Genomic DNA, 18,962 nt, shown 5'->3' on the forward strand with positions numbered 1-18,962 from the left:
GGTTCCGCACGAGTTCCTTTAACGTTCACGAAGTCTCCCTTCGCGAACGTTAAAAACACCAGCCATTTTTAACTTTTCAGCAAGGATTTCTCGTACCCAAACCCTCAGGCTTTACGCGCACGCTCCAGAAACGCATCCATCTGATCTGCCTCAAGCGCCCCCGGCGCGACAGCCGCCGTACCAAAAATGAAGGTCGGCGTCCCATCCAGACCAACCGCGCGTCCCTGATCCAGATTGGTCGTAATCAAGGCCACGGTTTGGGGCGAGCTCATATCCGCCGTCAGCTTCTTCGCATCCAGACCATTGGCCTGCGCCAGAGCGACGATCCGCTCCATGCTGGGCTTGGTGGTGTCTTCCATCAGCGCCTTGCGCATGACGTCATATTTGCCCTGCGCACTGGCCGCGAAAATGGCCCGCGTGTCCAGAACACTGTTACTCCCCAGAACCGGCACGACTTTCTCAACAAGCCGCACGTCTGGATGACGGGTCAGGAAACGATCCACCTCGCCCATCATGGACCGGCAGTACGAACAGCGCGGATCGTAGAACTCCACAACCGTGACCTTCCCATGCGGATTGCCCCGGATGGCAAAGTCAGGAGCGCTCTGAAGCTCGGACTGATGCGCCTTCACAGCAGCAAGCGTCGAATCCTGCTTCTGCTCCTCGGCCTTTTCACGGATCGAGCGAATAGCATCCGTCAGAATGCTCGGGTCGTTCTGCAATGCGTCGCGCATGATGCCGACAATCTCGGCGCGCTGGGCTGGCGTGAAAGACGTGGCCGGAGCCGCCAGAGCCTGTCCGCCCACAAGAAAGGCCATTCCGGCAACAACAGCAGACGCCGTGGCAAGCAGATGGTGTTTCAATGGAAAGCTCCGGATCAGCTGAAAGAAAGACAGAATGTCTGATCCATACGCCATAAAGAACGTCCACCGCAAAGAGAAGACACCAACTCGCCCCTCCCACAAACCGCAGATTGCCGTTATGAGGGAACAAGAGCCGGAACCGGACCCACGGCGCAGACCCGTCTGCCCGCGCCCGTCCTCCGCAAAGGCCACGAGGCCGGACAGTCGTGACCAGACATTGGAGAAACGCCAGGTGGCGCATCGTCAGCACCAGATTTCCACCCCGGACGCCACACAGACCCGTCGCATCGCGTCCCGTCTCCCGGCCTCACTCATGGCCTCGGTGGCTTCGGGCCTGCTTTTGGGCGCCTGCTCATGGATCCCGGGCTCCCATCTCGTGGGCATCAGCGAAACAGCCGCCCCTGCAGGCGGCAGCATCGGCACAGTCGTCGCAGACGAGCCTCAGGCCGCACTGGTCGGCCATGACGTTCTGGCCCGCGGCGGCAACGCTGCCGATGCCGCAACCGCCACGGCCCTCGCTCTCGGCGTTACCCTACCCTCCCGCGCTTCCTATGGCGGCGGCGGAGCTTGCCTGATCAGCCGCCCCGGCGAAGCGGCGCAGTCCATTTCCTTCCTGCCCCGCCCCGGCACCAGCAAAGGCGCCGACCGCCCGGCCGGCACGCCTGCCAGCTTCCGTGGTCTGTATCTGATGCAACTTCATTACGGCACGGTCGAGTTCAACGATCTGATCGCCCCGGCCCTGAACCTCGCCAGCACTGGCATCACCGTCAGCCGCGCTCTGGCAACCGATCTGGCCGCCGTCCACACGGCCCTTCTCGCGGATGAAAATGCGCGCGCCATTTTCGGACGCGGCGAAGCCAACACGCTCGCCGCCGGCGACAGCTTGGCCCAACCCCGTCTCGCAGGCTTCCTCGAACGCATCCGCGTCGCAGGCGTCGGCGACCTCTATAACGGCGCCCTCGCCGATGTTTACGTCACCGCCGCCCAGAAAGCGGGCGGCGGCCTGAACGACGACGACATGCGACAGACCCTCCCCGTCCAGACGGACGCCCTGACAACCCATCAGGGTGGCATCAATGCCGCGTTCCTCGCTCCGCCCGCCGATGGCGGCCTCGGTGCGGCCATCCGATACACGACGGGCGCTTCCGCACAGGGTGCTGTCGCCGCATGGCGCGCCTCGGGTAACACGACCCTCGCCGCCGCTCAGGCCGCCCTCGACAGCGGCCATTCCGGCAACGGCAGCCTGCCGTCCCTTCCGGCTTCGACATCCTTCGTCGTGACAGACCATTCCGGTATGGCCGTCGCCTGCGCCCTGAGCGAAAACAACCTGTTCGGAACAGGCCGCATCGCTGGCAGCACCGGTGTTGTCCTCAGCGCCTCCCCGGCCCGGACGCCACAGCCCCTACTTTCCGCTGCAATCCTGCGTGACCAGCGCAATCTGCGTGCCGTCATCGCCGCTTCGGGGCAGAATGAAGCCGCGAATGCCGTCGGAGACGCAGCCCGCGCCGCCGCCCATGACGCCCCGATCCCCCATGAAGGCGCCGGTCGCATCAACGCGATTGTCTGCCACGGCGACGATTCGTGCCACGGCGTCACCGATCCCCGCGCCGCAGGCCTCGCGGCAGGCACCACAAACGACAGCGCTCACTAACAAAAAAAGCCCCGCCAGTTTCTGAACCGGCGGGGCTTTTTCATATCCGGATCCTATCCGGTAAAACTTCGCACCAGACTTCCCGCCACCAGTGACCATCCGTCAACGACCACGAAAAAGATCAGCTTGAACGGAAGCGACACGGTACTCGGCGGCAGCATCATCATGCCAAGGCTCATCAACACGCTGGACACCACCAGATCGATGACCAGAAACGGCAGATAAAGTAGAAATCCCATCTCAAAACCGCGCCGCAACTCTCCGATCATGAACGCCGGCACCAGCACACGCCAGGGCGTATCGCCGATCTTCGCAGGCGGCTTCTCATGCGCAATATTGAGGAACGTCGCCACATCCGCAGGCCGCGCCGTCACCGCCATGAAGTCGTGAAACGGCTGGGCCGCCGCCGTCATCCCCTCCATTTCCCCAACACGCCCCGCCATCATCGGCTCGATCCCCGCATCCCACGACTTCTGAAGCGTCGGCTGCATCACAAATAGAGTCAGAAACAGCGACAGCCCGATCAGAACCGTATTGGGCGGCGTCCCCTGCGCGCCAAGCGCACTGCGCAGCAGCGACAGAACGATCACGATCCGCGTAAACGCCGTAATCATCACCAGCAGGCTCGGCGCCAGAGAGAGAACCGTAATCAGCGCCGTAAGCTGCACCAGACGACTGGTCGTCCCAGCCCCCCCGTTCGCTCCGTTCTGTCCCAGATCAATGCTCACGGACTGCGCATGCGCCAGCGACGGCACACACACGCACGCCAGCAGCACCACAAACGGCAAAAAGGCTCCAAACCGCATCAGAGCCTGCCTCACGCCACGTCCTCCACAGCGGAGTCATCCAGCGCCGAAGCAAACGTCTCCCGCTCCGTCCAGTCCATCAGGATGTCCTGATTGCCCCCCGTCAGAACCAGAACTTCCCGCGTGCCATACCGCACAACCGAAAGACGCCGCGTCCGGTCGAGCGCCATTTGTCCCACAAGCGACAACCCAGCCTGCCCACCCCGCGCACCACTCTTTTTCTGCTCCAGAAACCGCAACAGGGGCCGGCTACAGAAAATCAGCACAACAATGAAAATCAGCGCGGCAATCGCGTTCGCGCATTCATGCAGGGTCATAGGTCAGTCATCCTCATTCCCCGGCATGATGCCCAAGATCGGTTAATGACCGCTTAATTGACGACGAATTTCACGCAGGAGGCGGACGGCACTCCTCAAAACAGGCGATGCATATCGCTCGCCCACTCCCGAATCTGCGGCTCAGGCAACCATTTATTAAAGATTTCACGCCATCATGCCCCTCGCCGGCATTTTCCCGGTTCCTGCATGACGGAGACTGTCGCGATGCGTAACATCGACTCAACAAGCGCAGGCGGCACCGACCTCTTTTCTCTGGGCCGTGACCGCATGAACTGGCTTCAGGCCCGTCAGCAGGTGCTGGCTGGCAACATCGCCAATTCCGACACGCCGGACTATCAGGCCAAAGACGTCTCCCCGTTCGAAGCCGCTCTGGGCGAATTCGACATCACACCCACCGTCACGCAGCCCAATCATATCGGATACACCGCCTCTGGCGCGCATGTCATCGAAACGTCGTCGGAACAGTCTCTGGACGGAAACCAGATCTCCCTGGACCAACAGATGGAACAGGTCGCGGATGTAAATGACCAGCAGCACCTCGCTGTAAACGTCTATTCCAAATATCTGAGCATGTTCCAGACAGCGCTCGGCAAATAAAGGACGCTGACGGATGAACCTGTCCACCACCATCGGTATTTCCGCAAGCGGCATGGACGCACAGTCCCAGCGCCTGCGTATTGTTGCGGAAAACCTCGCCAATCAGGATACGACCGGCTCCCAGCCGGGCGCTGATCCCTACCGCCGCAAAACCATCACCTTTGCCGAACAGGTGGACAACGAAAGCGGTGCCTCAACCGTCGGCGTCCAGAATATCGGTCAGGACATGTCGGATTTCGACACCCGTTACGACCCGTCCCATCCCGCCGCCGACGAGCGCGGTTACGTCAAGGTTTCCAACGTGGATTCCATGACCGAGATGATGGACATGCGCGAAGCCGAGCGCTCTTACGAAGCCAACCTGAACGCCATGCAGAGCAGCCGGACCATGCTGTCCCGCACGCTCGACCTGCTGAAGTAACACAGATGCTCACCTCCCTTTCCCACGCTCACAACGCCTACGCCGTCCAGAGCCTCCAGAGCCGCCTTGAGGGCGTGACGGACGATATTGCGGACGGCCTTCGCACTCCATCCACAGCAGGCAGCAGCAGTTCCGGAACAGATTTTGGGTCCGTCCTCTCGCAGTCCGTCAACAGCGTAATCGACAGCGGCCATGATGCCGAAGCCAAGGCTGCTCAGGGCCTCACAGGCGGTGGCGACATGACCCAGATCGTTACCGCCATTTCAAACGCACAGCTTGCCCTGCAGACCACGACCGTGATCCGCGACCGCATGGTGCAGGCGTATCAGGACGTGATGAAAATGACGATCTGACCATGCAGGCCATCGATCTGGGCGCCATTCTGGAGCAGACGTTCATCGTTGCCCTCAAACTGAGCGCCCCCGCCCTCCTGACCGCGCTTGGCGTCGGCCTTCTGGTCTCCCTGGTCCAGGCCGTAACGCAGCTCAATGAAGCCACGCTGTCCTTTGTTCCAAAGGTTCTCGCCATCGGGGCCGTCATGGTGATGGCAGGGTCCTTCATGACCGCGACGCTCATCGGTTTTGCCCGACACCTCTTCGATCAGCTCATTCTCGTCGGCACGACCTGAGGCTGCCGCCTTTCAGACCCGGATTTGACTGACATGCGCGCACTCAAAGAAACCGTCCTGTGAACACGGGTCTTGCCAATACAGCAGCCCCTATAGCGCTTCAGGGCCTTGACCTCAGCGGCCCGGTTCTGAGCGTCTGGGCCCTCGCTTTCGTGCTGGTTCTCTCCCGTACTGGTGGGGTCGTCATGCTCATGCCGGGCGTTGGCGAACAGTCCATGCCGATGATGGTCCGCGCCGGATGCGCCATCACGCTGACGGTCCTGCTCCTTCCGCTCGTCGCCCCCTTGCTCATGCAGACACATCTGGACGCACTCGCGCCTGTCGCCCTGTGCGGCATGATCGCCGTCGAACTTTTCGCGGGGGTTCTGATCGGCTGGATGGCCCGACTGATCTGTATGGCCCTGCCAATTGCCGGTCAGATCATCGCGGTGTGCATGGGCATTTCCAGCGTCCTTCAGCCCGATCCGGATCTGGGGTCCGGCAGTTCCGCTCCCGCCCGTTTCCTCAACCTTCTGGCGCCGCTCGTACTGCTTGTGACGGGTGCCTATATCCTGCCCATCCGCGCCATCCTCGGCAGCTATACCCTCATCCCTCCCGGTGGCACGCTCCTCCTCGCCAACACACATGCACACTGGAATCTGCTGGGCGATTCCGCACAGGGTGTCATCCAGCTCACGGAACACAGCTTCGCTCTAGGGCTGGAACTCAGCGCCCCTTTCCTGATCCTGTCCCTTGTCTGGCAGGGTATGCTAGGCATCATGACGCGCCTTCTGCCGACGCTGCAGATCTACAACGCCGCCAGTCCCCTGCAACTTCTGGGCGGCATCGCCCTTCTCGGCCTCACTCTCAGCACCATGATCGCCATCTGGCAAGGACAGGCCTTCGACGTCCTCCGGGCCCTTCCGGGCCTCTGAGCGATGTCTGACTCCGACGACAAAACAGAAGCCCCGTCAGCCCACCGCCTCCAGAAAGCGCGCGAGGACGGCCAGATCGTCATGTCCCGCGAGGCCATGAGTTTCGTGGCTCTTCTGGGAGGATTTGCGGGAATCTTCATGATCCTGCCCTACCTCGTGACGGATTTTGTCCACAGCATGAAAGCCCTCATGGCCAATGCAGGCACCGTCCCGATGGCACAGGGCGGTTTGCTGAACAGTACGAATCACGCCATTGAAGCCGGCCTGTCTCTCGCCGTACCCCTAGCTGCCACCGTGGCCGCCTTCTGTCTCGGTGCCGGATTTCTGCAAACGGGCTTTCTCATCCACCCCGGCTCATTGCTCCCCAAACTCGAACGGGTCTCTCCCCTCGCCGGCTTCAAGCGCATTGCAGGCGGCGGAACCCTGCCGGACACGTTCAAGGCCCTCGCAAAATTCGCAATCTTCGCCGTAGTTCTTTGGCATATCAGTAAAAACGCCATTCCAACCGCGTCACGCATGGTCGGATTGGAACCCGGCCCCCTCCTGAAAATGATGACGGATCTCGGCTTCAGTGCCGCGGCCTCGATGATCGGCGCACAACTGGTGATCGCGGGCTTCGATCTTTTCTGGATGCGCTTTCGCCATATGTCCAAGCTGAAAATGAGCCGCGAAGACCTCAAGGACGAGTATCGAAATGCGGAAGGCGATCCGCATGTGAAAGGCCGACAGAAGGCCTTGCGAGCCAAAGCCGCCAGACAACGCATGATGGCCGCCGTCAAGACAGCCACTGTAGTCGTCACCAACCCGACGCACTACGCAGTCGCTCTTGTCTATGAAAAAGGCAAAGGTGGCGCTCCGAAAATCGTAGCCAAAGGCATGGATGACGTCGCCGCCAGAATCAGGGAAATCGCACAGGACAACCGCGTCCCGATCGTCGCCAATCCGCCTCTGGCCCGTGCCCTCTTCACCCTCCCGCTGGAAAGCGAGATCCCGGCCGAGCACTTCAAGGTTGTCGCGGCCATCATCGCTTATGTGTGGAAACTCAAACGCCCCGCAGGCCTTTCCGCCCCCTTGAGGTAAGCCTGCCCCTCGCACAGGAAAAAAATCTTCCACCAAAGCCTGTCTTCCCCTTGGCGTCACAGGGTGCAGACATGATATGCGTCCCAGAAGAACATTTGCGAACACAGGCAGGCGACAGCCATGACTGACATGGCACTTTGCGAGAATGACTGCCCGGTCTATCGTGGTTTCCAAACGCCAGCCCGAACCTATTGCGAGGATTGAATGGACAAGACCAAGGCGCTTGAAGGCGCACTCAGCCAGATTGAGCGTGCTTTCGGCAAGGGCTCGATCATGCGCATGGGCCAACGGCCAAAAGTGGAAACGAATGTGATTTCCACCGGCTCCATCGGGCTGGATATTGCGCTTGGGATCGGCGGCATGCCCCGCGGCCGCATTGTCGAAATCTATGGCCCGGAAAGCTCGGGCAAGACCACACTTGCCCTGCATGTTCTGGCCGAAGCCCAGAAGAAAGGCGGCACCGTCGCCTTCATCGATGCCGAACATGCGCTCGACCCCGGTTACGCCCGCAAACTCGGCGTCAATATCGACGATCTTCTCCTGAGCCAGCCGGATGCCGGCGAACAGGCTCTGGAAATCGCCGATACGCTCGTCCGTTCCGGCGCCGTGGACGTTCTGGTCGTGGATTCCGTTGCGGCTCTCGTCCCGCGCGCCGAGCTTGAAGGCGACATGGGCGACAGCCATGTGGGTCTGCACGCCCGTCTCATGAGCCAGGCTCTGCGCAAGCTGACGGGAACGGTCTCGCGCTCCAACACGCTCGTGATCTTCCTCAACCAGATCCGTATGAAGATCGGCGTGATGTTCGGCAATCCGGAGACGACCACAGGCGGCAACGCCCTGAAGTTCTACTCCTCCATCCGCCTCGACATCCGTCGCATCGGGTCCATCAAGGACAAGGACGAGGTTGTCGGCAACCAGACCCGCGTCAAGGTCGTCAAGAACAAGATGGCGCCCCCGTTCCGTCAGGTCGAGTTCGACATCATGTATGGCGAAGGCATCAGCAAGATGGGCGAACTGCTCGATCTGGGCGTGAAGGGCAACATCGTCGAGAAATCCGGCGCATGGTTCTCTTTCGACAGCCAGCGGATTGGTCAGGGACGTGAGAACGCCAAGCAGTTCCTGCGCGACCATCCGGAAATGGCCTCCGAAATCGAACGGCGCATCCGTGCCGAAGCCGGTGTTCTCGCCGACGCTCTGATGACGGACCCCGAACCCGACGCAGACGGTGCTTCGGAAGACTGAAACGAAAAAGGGCTCCCGTAACGGAGCCCTTTTTTATTGCCTGCGTCTCTTGCGAAAAGAACCGCTCAGGCCGCAACCCGGTTGCGGACCCGATCCCAGAGCTTCGCACCCTTGATGATCGCGCGTGCAATCGCCGGGGTCGTCGTCGGACGCAGCAACCGCGGATCATAGCCTGCAAAACGACGGTCATTCTCATCCAGACAGAGCTGCATGAGGTCCGGAACCTTGACGTCCATGGCCGTCATGTCCTTGGCGCCCGTCACCGTGAAATTGTTGTCCTGAGTGTGCTCTTCGCCATTCTCGTCAATCGAGCGGGCCAGTCCCATGCGCTCATAGGCGAGGAACAGCCACACGCCGATCACACGCAGCTCAAACCAAGGCCGCTTCCACACCGGCATGGTCGCCCGATGCCAGGCCAGCCAGTTCGCAAACAGCAGGATATGGCGGCATTCTTCCTGCATCACCGGCTCGAACGTCTCGATCAGTTCCTGCGGGAACAGCCCGGCCCGCTCAGCGAGGGCAAACAGTCCGAACGCAAAGAAGCTGTCCACACATTCCGAAAAACCCGTGACCAGATAGGCCCATTCCGTGTCTTTCGGCGTGATGTACGGAGGCTCCGGCGCCATCGGGATCTTGTAAGCCTCGACCAGCTTGGACAGGACCTCTTTGTGCCGGTTCTCTTCCCACGCATTCCGCGAAAGCGCGTCCTTCATGTCCGGATCGGTGATCATGTCCGCATAGGCGGCCATACGAAGGCGCGCCTTGCCCTCGGTCTGGACCGCAATATCCCAGATCGGCAGGGACGTGATGCGATGCAGCGTCTCCGGATCGAGCTCAGGCCAGTCGATGACGGAGGGCTTGTACGGATTGAACGTGTCGCGGAACATCGCAGCGACGGCCCGCTTATGTTCTTCCGTACCGGGCTTGAGCGGCCCCTGAATCGGGCTGCTCCAGTGGCGCGCTTCGTAATCAACGCGCTCTAGCGTCTTCTCCGACGGTGCGTCGGGAAGATGGGAATAGATTTCGGCCAGACTTTTCATGATGGTCTTCGCGGCGTGCCCGAAGACACGCCGTGCCCCTTGGAGCTTGTAGTTTTACTTCAGATCGGTCGCAGAATTGATGATACGGTTCACAAGCCCGTATTCGATCGCTTCCTGCGCCGACATCCAGTAGTTGCGGTCCGTATCCTTGGCGATCTTTTCGTAGGTCTGCCCGGTTTCTCTGGCGAACAGACGGTTCAGACGCTCGCGCATCTTGATGATCTCGCGTGCCTCGATATCGATATCCGTGGCCGGACCGCGCACCCCGCCCATCGGCTGATGCAGCAGAAAACGCGTGTTCGGCAGGCAGACGCGCCGCTCGGGACGGCCAGCCGCATAGATCAGCGCGCCGGCGGAAGCGACCCAGCCGGTCCCGATCATGTTGATCGGCGCAATCGAATCCACAAAGCGGATCATGTCATGGATGGTGTCGCCACTCTCCACATGACCGCCCGGCGAGTTCACATAGACATCGATCGGCTTGTCGGACGTTCCGGCCAGCGCCAGCAGACGACCCGTCACATCACGCGCGATCTTATCGTTGATACCGCCGAAAATCAGAACTTTCCGCTGATCGAACAGACGGCCTTCAAGCTCGCTGATCGGGCTGTTCAGCGTCTTGTTGTCTTCCTCGCGGGTTTCGCGCTCCGGAGCATCCGGCTCGTCGTCCAAGCGGGTCGGGTTCATTCTGGTGATATCCATATCGTTTCCAGATCCAGCATGCATCTTCATATCCCCTATCCTGCGCTTCGTTTTCGTCGGTGCCAAGTCCTCCTTCCGTCTCAGGTGGACAGGACCACTCGCCATCCCCGTTCCGAACGGCTAGTGTCCGCCATATTTCGACATTCCAAAGACGGCAGGAACGGCACAGTGGCCCCAGGGATCAGCAGGCAGCCCATGACAGCGGCAACACGCAGAACTGCGGGAAAAATCCCGTTTCTCCTGCTGATGACCGCGCCACTTCTGACGGCCTGCCAGCATCGGGACATGACCGACACCGTCACCGGCTGGTGGCATGGCTTCGAAGGCGGTGAAATCGCAAAATTGCGCGCGCCTCCGCCGGGGGAAAACCTGCCTTACCCCCATGTCGGCCGCACGCCCACGCAGGCGCCGAACCTCCCGACCCCGGAAGCCCGCCTGTCGCTGACGACCCGCCTTGAGGCGCAGCGCAACCTCGCCCAGCGCGAAAGTGCTGCTCAGGGCGCTCTGCCGACCATCCCGCCGCCGCCCAAACCCACACCGGCCGCCGTAACGACCGCCAACGCCGAACAGAGCGGCATGACCATGACAACCGTTGGCCAGCCGGAGCCCGAAAGCCCGTCGGCCATCAACCCGGCACCCGATACACCCGCCACGGTCTCTCCCGCCCCAGCTCAGGCGCCGGCAAAAAAGCCCCCCGTTCAGGCACAGTCGCCTGCCCCGGAAGCCGAACTCCCTCCCGTGGTGGCCAAATCCATCCCGCCGACCCCTCCGGGCGAATTTCCGAAAATCGGAGACCTCCCGCCCCCACCGCCGCAGTTTCCGGGGTTCGACCTCCCGCGTGACGCCCTACTGAGCGATCCCGTCCAGCCGGATATCGACACCTCAACACCAGAAGGTACCCTGATCCGCTTTCAGCCCGCCACCGACCACGTCATGGGCAACCCTCAGGGCGATTACCAGCATATCGTCTCACAGCGCGGCAACCGCCCCCTGACCATCCGGGGCTTCGGCGCTTTCATGAGCGCGGACGCCGCTCTTGCCCCTGCGGATCAGAACCGCGAAATCGCCCTCGGCCTGCTCCGCGCCCGCGTGGTCGCCCGCGCCCTGATCGAACGCGGCGTCCCGGCCTCGGCCATCATCCTCAAGGCCGAAGCCATCGGCGACGGCGTGCGCGTCACGATCGGAGGCTGACAGGGGGCTGAACCGAGAGGCCGAAAGACACATTGTGAGATCTGTCACAGTCAGACTGTTCCACTCCTGAAAAAACCTGTCTATCGTCGCCTCTCCCTTTCACCCTCTGCCCCAGAGCTGGTCATGACCGAAGAGTTCCACCGCATCCGCCGCCTGCCGCCCTACGTGTTCGCTGAAGTGAACAAGGCCAAGGCCGCCGCGCGAGCCGCCGGTGACGACATCATTGATCTGGGCATGGGCAACCCCGACAGCGCACCACCCGCGCATGTCGTGCAGAAGCTGATCGAGACGGTCGGCAATCCGCGCGCGCACGGCTACTCCGTCAGCCGCGGCATTCCGGGCTTACGCAAAGCCATGGCGAACTATTACGAACGCCGCTTCAACGTCTCGCTGGACCCGGAAACCGAGGTCATCGCAACGCTGGGCTCCAAGGAAGGGCTGGCGAACCTCTCCGCCGCCATCACGAGCCCCGGCGACACGATCCTCGTCCCGAACCCGTCCTACCCGATCCACCAGTTCGGCTTTATCATCGCCGGAGCCTCCGTCCGCTCGATCCCGGCCACACCGGACGAGGACATGCTCCGCGCTCTGGACCGCGCCGTCCGCCATTCCGTGCCCAAGCCGACAGCGCTGATCGTCAACTTCCCGTCCAACCCGACGGCCTTTGTCGCGAACCTCGATTTCTACAAGGAACTCGTGGCCTTCGCGCGCCGGGAAAACATCTGGATCCTGTCCGATCTGGCTTACGCGGAAATCTATTTCAACGAGAACGAACCGCCGCCGTCCCTCCTCGCCGTTCCGGGTGCCATGGACGTGGCCGTCGAGTTCACGTCCATGTCCAAGACCTACTCCATGGCGGGCTGGCGCATGGGCTTTGCGGTCGGCAATCCGAAGCTGATCCAAGCCCTGACACGCATCAAGTCCTATCTGGACTATGGCGCCTTCACGCCCATTCAGGTCGCCTCCGTCGCCGCACTGAATGGCCCGCAGGACTACGTGTCCGAAATCCGCGCCATGTACAAAGACCGCCGGGATGTTCTCCTGCGTGGCCTTCAGAGCGCCGGATGGGACGTGCCCGTTCCGGCGGGCTCGATGTTTGCCTGGGCCCCCATCCCCCCTGCCTTCGCCGAAATGGGCAGCGTCGCCTTCTCCAAACTCCTGCTCAAAGAAGCCGGGGTTGCAGTTGCGCCGGGCCTCGGATTCGGGGAATACGGCGAGGGCTTTGTCCGGATCGGACTTGTCGAAAACACCCAGCGGCTGCGTCAGGCGACGCGGGCCATCAAAAGCTTCATGACCCGGCACGGCGCCGGGGCCGGAACCGCTGACCTTCTTGGAGCTGCATCATCGTGAAACCACTGCGGATCGGACTGGCTGGACTTGGAACTGTCGGGATCGGTGTCATTCGTCTCCTGCGTGAGAACGCTGACCTGATTACCGCCCGGGCCGGTCGGCCGATCGAAGTCGTGGCCATCACGGCCCGTGACCGCACGCGCGACCGTGGCGCCGACCTGTCCGCCATGCGCTGGCACGACAGCGCCACCGCCGTGGCGCAGGACCCGGAAATCGACGTCGCCGTCGAACTCATCGGCGGCTCCGAAGGTCCGGCGCATGACATGGTCCGCACCGCGCTCGAACGCGGCCTGCCGGTCGTGACCGCCAACAAGGCCCTCGTGGCCCTGCATGGCGACAGCCTCAGCCGCCTGTCCTCGGAAAAGAACGCTCCCCTCCTGTTCGAGGCGGCTGTGGCGGGCGGCATCCCCGCCATCAAGCTCGTTCGCGAAGGTCTGGCCGCAGACCGCCTCCTCAGCGTCGGCGGCATCCTGAACGGGACCTGCAACTACATCCTGACCGAAATGCGCGCCACGGGCCGGGATTTCACGGACGTCCTGACCGAAGCGCAGGCCAAGGGCTATGCCGAAGCCGAACCCTCCACGGATGTGGATGGCTGGGACACGGCCCACAAACTCGCCATTCTGGCCGGTCTGGCCTTCCGCCCCATCGCGTTCAAGACGCTCTCCGTTCAGGGTATCCGCGACATCACCGCGACCGATCTGAAGTTCGCCGACGAACTCGGATACCGCATCAAGCTCCTCGGCATGGCCCGGCAGGCTGACAACGGCAGCGTCGCAGCATGGGTCCGGCCCTGCCTCGTTCCTACCAAAGCCCCCATCGCCGCCGTCGATGGCGTGTTCAACGCCGTCTCCACGCAGGGAGTCTTCAGCGGTCCAATGACCATCTCCGGTCGTGGCGCGGGCGAAGGCCCGACCGCCAGCGCCGTCGTCGCCGATCTGATCGATCTGGCGCGGGGAACCGCCATTCCGGTGTGGGGCACAGCTTCCGTTTCACCCGCTGCCGACTGCGCCAGTCTCGCTGATTTGAACAGCGCTTTCTATTTACGTCTAAACGTTCAGGACCGTCCGGGCGTAATGGCAGAGCTGACATCGGTTCTTCGGGACCACGATGTCTCCGTTCACTTTGTTTCCCAGCATGATGCTGCAACCGGATGCGCCGACCTGACAATCATCACCCATCAGGTTCCTGAAAAAGCCATTCATGCAGCCGCAACAGCACTCGCCGTCCTTCCTGTCGTGACCGGAAAGCCGCTTGTGCTCAAAATCGAGGATCCCCTTGCGTGATCGACCCTCAGAACATCCCCCCCTATCGCGTCACTGACCGCAACCTTGCCCTTGAGCTCGTCCGCGTGACGGAAGCGGCCGCAATCGCTTCCGCACACTGGACCGGTCGCGGCCAGAAGAACGAGGCGGACGGCGCAGCCGTACAGGCCATGCGCGCCGCCTTCGACACCGTCGCCATCGACGGCATCGTCACCATCGGCGAAGGCGAGATGGACGAAGCCCCGATGCTCTATATCGGCGAGAAAGTCGGCTCCGGCGGCCCTGCGATGGACATCGCGGTCGATCCGCTCGAAGGCACGAATCTCTGCGCCAAGAGCCTGCCCAACGCCCTGACGGTCGTGGCGTTGGCCGAGCGCGGCAAGTTTCTCCACGCGCCTGACATCTACATGGAAAAGATCGTCGTCGGCCCGGATCTTCCCGAAGGCGTGGTGGATCTGGACGCCTCGATTGGCAACAATCTCCGCTCGCTGGCCAAGGCCAAAAAGCGCAACGTGTCGGACATGGTCCTGTGCGCGCTTGACCGTGAAAGACATGAAGAGCTGATCGCCTACGCCCGCGAAGCCGGTGCCCGCGTCATGCTCCTCAGCGACGGTGACGTCGCAGCCGCCATCGCAACCTGCGTGGACGGCGGCGGTGTGGATCTGTACGCCGGTTCCGGTGGCGCGCCCGAAGGCGTTCTGGCCGCCGCAGCCATCCGCTGTATGGAAGGCCAGATGCAGGGCCGTCTCCTGTTCGAAGACGACACCCAGCGTCAGCGCGCCCGCGAAATGGCGAACGGCCTCGACCCGGCCCGCAAGCTCTACCTGCACGATATGGCCGCCGGCAACGTCCTGTTCTCTGCAACAGGCGTCACATCCGGCCCGCTCCTGAAGGGCGTGGAACGTCCGAGCGCAACCCGTGCCCGCACGCATTCCATCGTGATGCGTTCAAAATCCCGCACGGTGCGCTATATAGAGAGCCATCACAGCTTCAAACCACAGGCAGAACCCGCGTCCTGAACGGAGAACCATGCTCGCAGACGATACGGGCGCCGTCCTCGGCGTAACCCGAAGTGCAGGAAACCGCCGCTGGATCTGGCGCGATCCCAGACTGGCGGAAGCAGACAACCGGCTGGCTCTTGCTCTCGCCCAGCAGGCCAATATTCCTGAACTTCTGGCCCGTATCCTCTCGGCACGAGGCGTCGCACCCCACGACGCCTCTTCGTTTCTCAATCCCCGCCTGCGCGACGCCATGCCCGATCCCTCCTGCCTGCAGGACATGGACCGGGCCGCCGAACGTCTCGCACAGGCCGTCCGAAACCGCGAGCATGTCGGCCTGTTCGGCGACTACGACGTGGACGGCGCCTGCGGCACGGCCCTCGTCTGCGACACGCTGCGCGAACTCGGCTGTACCGTCAGCACCCACATCCCCGACCGCCTGACCGAAGGCTACGGCCCCAACACCGCAGCCCTCGAAAACCTGCTGTCAGAAGGCGCCACCCTGCTTGTCTGCATCGACTGCGGCACGGCTGCGATCGACATCCTCAACGGCCTGACAGACCGTGCCGACATCATCGTTCTCGATCACCACAAACCCGACGGAGCCGCCCTGCCAAAAGGCATCGTGGTCAACCCGAACCGGCTGGACTGCACGTCGGGCCTGAACAACATCTGCGCCACCGCCGTCGCCTTCCTCACTATGGTCGCCACGATCCGCCTCCTGCGCCGCACCAACTGGTTCGACGACGGACAGGCCATCCCCGACCTGCTCCAGCGCCTCGACCTCACGGCGCTGGCCACCATCTGCGACGTCATGCCCCTGACCGGCCTGAACCGTGCGCTCGTCATGCAGGGTCTGCGCGTCATGTCACGCGGAGAGCGCCTCGGACTGGCCACGCTGTCTTCCGTCGCAGGCGTGAAGGAAGAAGCCAGCGCCATGGCCTGCGGCTTCGCCCTCGGCCCCCGCATCAATGCCGGAGGCCGCATCGCACAGGCAGATCTGGGCTTGAAACTCCTGCTGTCCGAAGACGTCGTAGAAGCCCGCGCCCTCGCGGAGCAACTCGATCGCGTCAACCGCCAGCGCCAGACCGTCGAATCCACAATCCTCGACTCCGCCATGGAACAGGCCCAGCAGCAGCTCGATGCGGGCCACGCTGTTATCTTCCTGCACGGTGAAAACTGGCACCCTGGCGTCGTTGGCATCGTCGCTGGCCGCCTGAAAGAGCGCTACAACCGCCCTGCCCTGGTCGCCGCCCTGACCGATGGCATCATCAAGGGCTCAGCCCGCTCGGTTTCTGGACTGGACCTCGGAACCGCCATCATCGCCGCCCGCCAGAACGGCCTCCTTCTCACAGGCGGCGGACACGCCATGGCCGCCGGTTTCTCCCTTGCCGCAGAGCGGGCCGAAGAGTTTCACGCCGCCCTGAACACCCAGCTCTCCACGGCACTGGCACTCCCCAAACAGGACGCGCTGAAACTCGACGGCATCATGACACTGGCCGGAGCCTCCATCGCCGTCGCCGATCAGCTCGCCCGACTGGAACCTTTCGGCCCCGGCAATGAAGAACCCGTCCTCGCCATCAGCAATGTCCGCTGCGTCAAAAGCGAACGGATCGGCAAAGACGGCAACACGCTCCGCGTCATCCTTCAGGGCGAGGACGGAAACACCCGCCTGCGGGGTTTGATCTTCCGTGCGGGCGACAAACCCTTCGCCCCCCTGCTGGAAGACCGCGCCATGCCCCTGCTTCATGTCGCAGGCACATTGCGCGCCGAAACATGGCAGGAGCGAAAAAATCTATCTTTTTTCATTTCCGACGCAACAGCCGCTTGACGCCCCCCGAAACCCCTTCTATACACCCGCTCACGCCTCCAGTCCCGTTCGTCTAGAGGCCTAGGACACTGCCCTTTCACGGCGGCAACACGGGTTCGAATCCCGTACGGGACACCAAATTTTTGGTAATGATATCAGCAGATTAAAGCTATATCGGGCGCCAGAGCCAAAAAATTAAGTAGCGATTTTTGACCAATTCTGGACCAATGACGATTCCGTCTCATTTCGGAGTTCGTCTCATGGCCCGTATAAAGTCCGCCGAGAATGCTAAAGATCCTGCAACAGGACGGCCCCTGCCTCATGGCGTGAACTGCCGCGGGCTCAGGCAACACAGGGCTTGGAAGCTGCTCAACGGCCAGCGGATCATCAGAACATTTGACACCGCCCGTCTTGCCCGCGCGTGGCTCGAGGAAACCTCGGTCAAAGTCCGCGAAGGGCGTCATATCGACGTCCGGGCCCTGGACGGCCTCGTGCTTCGAACTCTGATCGAGCGCTACCGTGACGAATGCCTGGCTCACCGCGACGCTGACCGGACAGGCCATATCCCGGCACTGCTTCGCGATCCCATCGCAGACCTGAAGCTTTCTCGCCTGACGGTTCCAGAAGTTCGAGGCTTTCGCGACCGCCAGGGCAAGGATCTGGCCCCTGCGACAGTCGTCAAGCGGCTCAACCTTCTGGCCTCCATCCTCAATCATGCCATGAGCGAATGGGATGTTCCGCTCACGCTGAATCCGGCTTCAGGCCGTATGATCAAGCGGCCAACGGGCGCCGATCGCAAGCGCAACCGACGACTGGTGGAAGACGCCCCGGAGGGCCCAACGCCCCCTACTGCTACCAACACGACAGAAGCTAGCGAATATGAGCGCCTGCTTGCCGCAGTCACGTCTGAAAGCCATCCGGACGACGTCTGGTTTGTGAGATGGGCCATCGAGCAGGCTACCCGATTAGGCCACGTTGACAAAAGATCTATACGATCGGCCTGAGATCTGATTCACTGGTTGCTTCGACGAAGGCGATAAGGTGGAGCGGGGATCTGACGGATCGGGAATGGGCGATAACTGGTCCGCTTCTGCCGCCTGAGCGCGGACGTTGGGCTCGACCAGCCGGAGACAATCGCCTGTTTCTCAATGGTATGCTGCATGTTCTGCGCACAGGCTGTCCCTGGCGGGACATGCATAAGCGCTATGGCAAGTAGAACTCGGTCTATGTCCGGTTCCGACGTTGGGCCGAACAGAGTGTGTGGGATGCCCTGCTGCAAACCCTTGTAGACCTTGGCCTGACTGATGACTGACAGCATATGCTCGACAGCACCGTAGTCCGTGCCCATTCGCAGGCCACTGGGGCAAAAGGGGGGCTTATTCGAAGGGTTTTGGTCGATCACGCGGCGGCTTTACGAGCAAAATCCATGTCCGATGTGACAATCAGGGACGCCCTCTCGGCTTTGTCCTGACCGGCGGTCAGGTTTCGGACTACAAAGCCATAAATGCTCTGATGAAGCTGCCGGTTCCAAACCTCAAAGCCATGCTGGCTGATCGGGGCCATGACAAGACCGCTTTGTCATTCATGAGCTTTCTCCATATCGCAGTCGCAAAGCTCTGGATCAGGTCTTTTGTCAACGTGACCTAGATCTTAGAGACATAGATGGTTTTCTAGGCCAAAGCCTTAATCTCCCGACCATCACCGGAATGGGCTTTGTCATTGCAGGCCTTCTGGTCATGAACTTCTTGTCAATGTCAGCAGGTCACTGACCTCAATATATCCTTCTCTTGGAGCTTTCTATGATCAATCCCTTGGCCCCACTTCCTGTCCTGTGCGCCCTTCTCTTCCCAGTCTGCGCTTTTGCGCAAAGCTCCCACGACTGGTTGCCGGAATCTGGTGTTAAATCGCCTTACAGTCCACTTGCCGTCCCAACGACACTTCACCCAGTCACAGCTTCCCTAAACAGTCTACTAAAAACAGGATATCGGATCACCACAACCACAAGCTATGAAGAATCTGGGGCGCTCTTCACGCTTGAGAAGCATGGTCAGACTATTCTCTGTGTG

General features: G+C 61.7%; 21 protein-coding genes and 1 tRNA gene. 17 read left to right on the forward strand and 5 right to left on the reverse strand.

Going from position 1 to position 18,962, the window contains the following annotated elements; all coding sequences use genetic code 11:
• Positions 1-104: 104 nt before the first annotated feature.
• A complete protein-coding gene (locus JK213_RS02905; RefSeq protein WP_228125396.1) occupies positions 105-863 on the reverse strand; it encodes a DsbA family protein in 759 nt (252 codons plus the stop codon).
• Between the two features lie 232 nt (positions 864-1,095).
• Here JK213_RS02905 and JK213_RS02910 point away from each other — a divergent pair, with 232 nt between their 5' ends.
• A complete protein-coding gene (locus JK213_RS02910; protein ID WP_194261794.1) occupies positions 1,096-2,514 on the forward strand; it encodes a gamma-glutamyltransferase in 1,419 nt (472 codons plus the stop codon).
• A gap of 53 nt (positions 2,515-2,567) precedes the next feature.
• On the opposite strand, the gene fliP is transcribed toward JK213_RS02910, so the two are convergent.
• Entirely contained in the window at positions 2,568-3,320 is a 753-nt protein-coding gene (gene fliP, locus JK213_RS02915; protein WP_194261947.1) for a flagellar type III secretion system pore protein FliP, read from the reverse strand.
• Between the two features lie 11 nt (positions 3,321-3,331).
• Entirely contained in the window at positions 3,332-3,637 is a 306-nt protein-coding gene (locus JK213_RS02920; RefSeq protein ID WP_194261793.1) for a flagellar biosynthetic protein FliO, read from the reverse strand.
• A 225-nt stretch (positions 3,638-3,862) separates the two neighbouring features.
• Between JK213_RS02920 and JK213_RS02925 the strand changes: the two genes are divergently transcribed.
• From JK213_RS02925 to recA, 7 genes are all read left to right on the forward strand, one after another.
• Positions 3,863-4,255 (forward strand): flagellar basal body protein, encoded by a 393-nt coding sequence (locus tag JK213_RS02925; protein ID WP_099286187.1) that lies wholly within the window; start codon positions 3,863-3,865, stop codon positions 4,253-4,255.
• A gap of 13 nt (positions 4,256-4,268) precedes the next feature.
• Positions 4,269-4,676, forward strand: coding sequence for a flagellar basal body rod protein FlgC (gene flgC, locus JK213_RS02930; protein ID WP_194261792.1), 408 nt, complete (start codon positions 4,269-4,271; stop codon positions 4,674-4,676).
• A 5-nt stretch (positions 4,677-4,681) separates the two neighbouring features.
• Positions 4,682-5,029, forward strand: a complete 348-nt coding sequence (gene fliE, locus JK213_RS02935) for a flagellar hook-basal body complex protein FliE (protein WP_194261791.1) — start codon at positions 4,682-4,684, stop codon at positions 5,027-5,029.
• Positions 5,030-5,031: 2 nt separating this feature from the next.
• Positions 5,032-5,304: a flagellar biosynthetic protein FliQ gene (locus JK213_RS02940; RefSeq protein WP_194261790.1), complete on the forward strand. Its 273-nt coding sequence runs from the start codon at positions 5,032-5,034 to the stop codon at positions 5,302-5,304.
• A gap of 59 nt (positions 5,305-5,363) precedes the next feature.
• The gene (locus JK213_RS02945) at positions 5,364-6,218 is read left to right on the forward strand and encodes a flagellar biosynthetic protein FliR (RefSeq protein ID WP_322783029.1); all 855 of its coding nucleotides are present in this window, start codon (positions 5,364-5,366) and stop codon (positions 6,216-6,218) included.
• Positions 6,219-6,221: 3 nt separating this feature from the next.
• Positions 6,222-7,298, forward strand: coding sequence for a flagellar biosynthesis protein FlhB (locus tag JK213_RS02950; protein ID WP_194261789.1), 1,077 nt, complete (start codon positions 6,222-6,224; stop codon positions 7,296-7,298).
• Positions 7,299-7,502: 204 nt separating this feature from the next.
• A complete protein-coding gene (gene recA / locus JK213_RS02955) occupies positions 7,503-8,540 on the forward strand; it encodes a recombinase RecA (protein WP_194261788.1) in 1,038 nt (345 codons plus the stop codon).
• Between the two features lie 65 nt (positions 8,541-8,605).
• Here the strand turns inward: recA and JK213_RS02960 are convergent, their stop codons facing one another.
• Together JK213_RS02960 and JK213_RS02965 are read right to left on the reverse strand one after the other, a co-directional pair.
• Positions 8,606-9,580: a ferritin-like domain-containing protein gene (locus JK213_RS02960; protein ID WP_194261787.1), complete on the reverse strand. Its 975-nt coding sequence runs from the start codon at positions 9,578-9,580 to the stop codon at positions 8,606-8,608.
• Between the two features lie 54 nt (positions 9,581-9,634).
• Positions 9,635-10,312 (reverse strand): ATP-dependent Clp protease proteolytic subunit, encoded by a 678-nt coding sequence (locus tag JK213_RS02965; RefSeq protein WP_194261786.1) that lies wholly within the window; start codon positions 10,310-10,312, stop codon positions 9,635-9,637.
• A 165-nt stretch (positions 10,313-10,477) separates the two neighbouring features.
• On the opposite strand from JK213_RS02965, the gene JK213_RS02970 reads away from it, so the two are divergent.
• From JK213_RS02970 to JK213_RS16155, 9 genes are all read left to right on the forward strand, one after another.
• Positions 10,478-11,473: a hypothetical protein gene (locus JK213_RS02970; protein ID WP_194261785.1), complete on the forward strand. Its 996-nt coding sequence runs from the start codon at positions 10,478-10,480 to the stop codon at positions 11,471-11,473.
• Between the two features lie 123 nt (positions 11,474-11,596).
• A complete protein-coding gene (locus JK213_RS02975; RefSeq protein ID WP_194261784.1) occupies positions 11,597-12,823 on the forward strand; it encodes an LL-diaminopimelate aminotransferase in 1,227 nt (408 codons plus the stop codon).
• Positions 12,820-14,109 (forward strand): homoserine dehydrogenase, encoded by a 1,290-nt coding sequence (locus tag JK213_RS02980; protein WP_194261783.1) that lies wholly within the window; start codon positions 12,820-12,822, stop codon positions 14,107-14,109. Before JK213_RS02975 ends, JK213_RS02980 begins: the two co-directional genes overlap by 4 nt.
• Positions 14,106-15,107 (forward strand): class II fructose-bisphosphatase, encoded by a 1,002-nt coding sequence (glpX, locus tag JK213_RS02985; RefSeq protein WP_194261782.1) that lies wholly within the window; start codon positions 14,106-14,108, stop codon positions 15,105-15,107. Before JK213_RS02980 ends, glpX begins: the two co-directional genes overlap by 4 nt.
• Before the next feature lie 10 nt (positions 15,108-15,117).
• A complete protein-coding gene (recJ, locus tag JK213_RS02990) occupies positions 15,118-16,917 on the forward strand; it encodes a single-stranded-DNA-specific exonuclease RecJ (protein ID WP_194261781.1) in 1,800 nt (599 codons plus the stop codon).
• 41 nt (positions 16,918-16,958) lie between these two features.
• Positions 16,959-17,034 (forward strand) — tRNA-Glu (locus JK213_RS02995).
• A 122-nt stretch (positions 17,035-17,156) separates the two neighbouring features.
• Positions 17,157-17,900, forward strand: coding sequence for a site-specific integrase (locus tag JK213_RS03000; protein WP_228125395.1), 744 nt, complete (start codon positions 17,157-17,159; stop codon positions 17,898-17,900).
• Positions 17,901-17,986: 86 nt separating this feature from the next.
• On the forward strand, positions 17,987-18,112 hold the full coding sequence (locus tag JK213_RS16150; RefSeq protein ID WP_408872057.1) for a transposase: 126 nt from the start codon (positions 17,987-17,989) through the stop codon (positions 18,110-18,112).
• Between the two features lie 92 nt (positions 18,113-18,204).
• Positions 18,205-18,543, forward strand: a complete 339-nt coding sequence (locus tag JK213_RS16155; protein WP_211571275.1) for a transposase — start codon at positions 18,205-18,207, stop codon at positions 18,541-18,543.
• The last annotated feature ends 419 nt before the right edge of the window (positions 18,544-18,962 follow it).

It is taken from the genome of Gluconobacter sp. Dm-44 (genome assembly GCF_018256175.1).
GTDB lineage: Bacteria > Pseudomonadota > Alphaproteobacteria > Acetobacterales > Acetobacteraceae > Gluconobacter > Gluconobacter cadivus.

Excerpts from the sequence above, each read along its gene's own strand:
- flgC (WP_194261792.1), top strand. The coding sequence starts at position 4,269 with ATGAACCTGTCCACCACCATCGGTATTTCCGCAAGCGGCATGGACGCA.
- JK213_RS02975 (WP_194261784.1), top strand. The coding sequence starts at position 11,597 with ATGACCGAAGAGTTCCACCGCATCCGCCGCCTGCCGCCCTACGTGTTC.
- recA (WP_194261788.1), top strand. The coding sequence starts at position 7,503 with ATGGACAAGACCAAGGCGCTTGAAGGCGCACTCAGCCAGATTGAGCGT.
- JK213_RS02940 (WP_194261790.1), top strand. The coding sequence starts at position 5,032 with ATGCAGGCCATCGATCTGGGCGCCATTCTGGAGCAGACGTTCATCGTT.
- recJ (WP_194261781.1), top strand. The coding sequence starts at position 15,118 with ATGCTCGCAGACGATACGGGCGCCGTCCTCGGCGTAACCCGAAGTGCA.
- JK213_RS02920 (WP_194261793.1), bottom strand. The coding sequence starts at position 3,637 with ATGACCCTGCATGAATGCGCGAACGCGATTGCCGCGCTGATTTTCATT.
- JK213_RS03000 (WP_228125395.1), top strand. The coding sequence starts at position 17,157 with ATGGCCCGTATAAAGTCCGCCGAGAATGCTAAAGATCCTGCAACAGGA.
- JK213_RS02950 (WP_194261789.1), top strand. The coding sequence starts at position 6,222 with ATGTCTGACTCCGACGACAAAACAGAAGCCCCGTCAGCCCACCGCCTC.
- fliE (WP_194261791.1), top strand. The coding sequence starts at position 4,682 with ATGCTCACCTCCCTTTCCCACGCTCACAACGCCTACGCCGTCCAGAGC.
- JK213_RS02925 (WP_099286187.1), top strand. The coding sequence starts at position 3,863 with ATGCGTAACATCGACTCAACAAGCGCAGGCGGCACCGACCTCTTTTCT.
- fliP (WP_194261947.1), bottom strand. The coding sequence starts at position 3,320 with ATGCGGTTTGGAGCCTTTTTGCCGTTTGTGGTGCTGCTGGCGTGCGTG.
- JK213_RS02960 (WP_194261787.1), bottom strand. The coding sequence starts at position 9,580 with ATGAAAAGTCTGGCCGAAATCTATTCCCATCTTCCCGACGCACCGTCG.
- JK213_RS02970 (WP_194261785.1), top strand. The coding sequence starts at position 10,478 with ATGACAGCGGCAACACGCAGAACTGCGGGAAAAATCCCGTTTCTCCTG.
- JK213_RS02965 (WP_194261786.1), bottom strand. The coding sequence starts at position 10,312 with ATGAAGATGCATGCTGGATCTGGAAACGATATGGATATCACCAGAATG.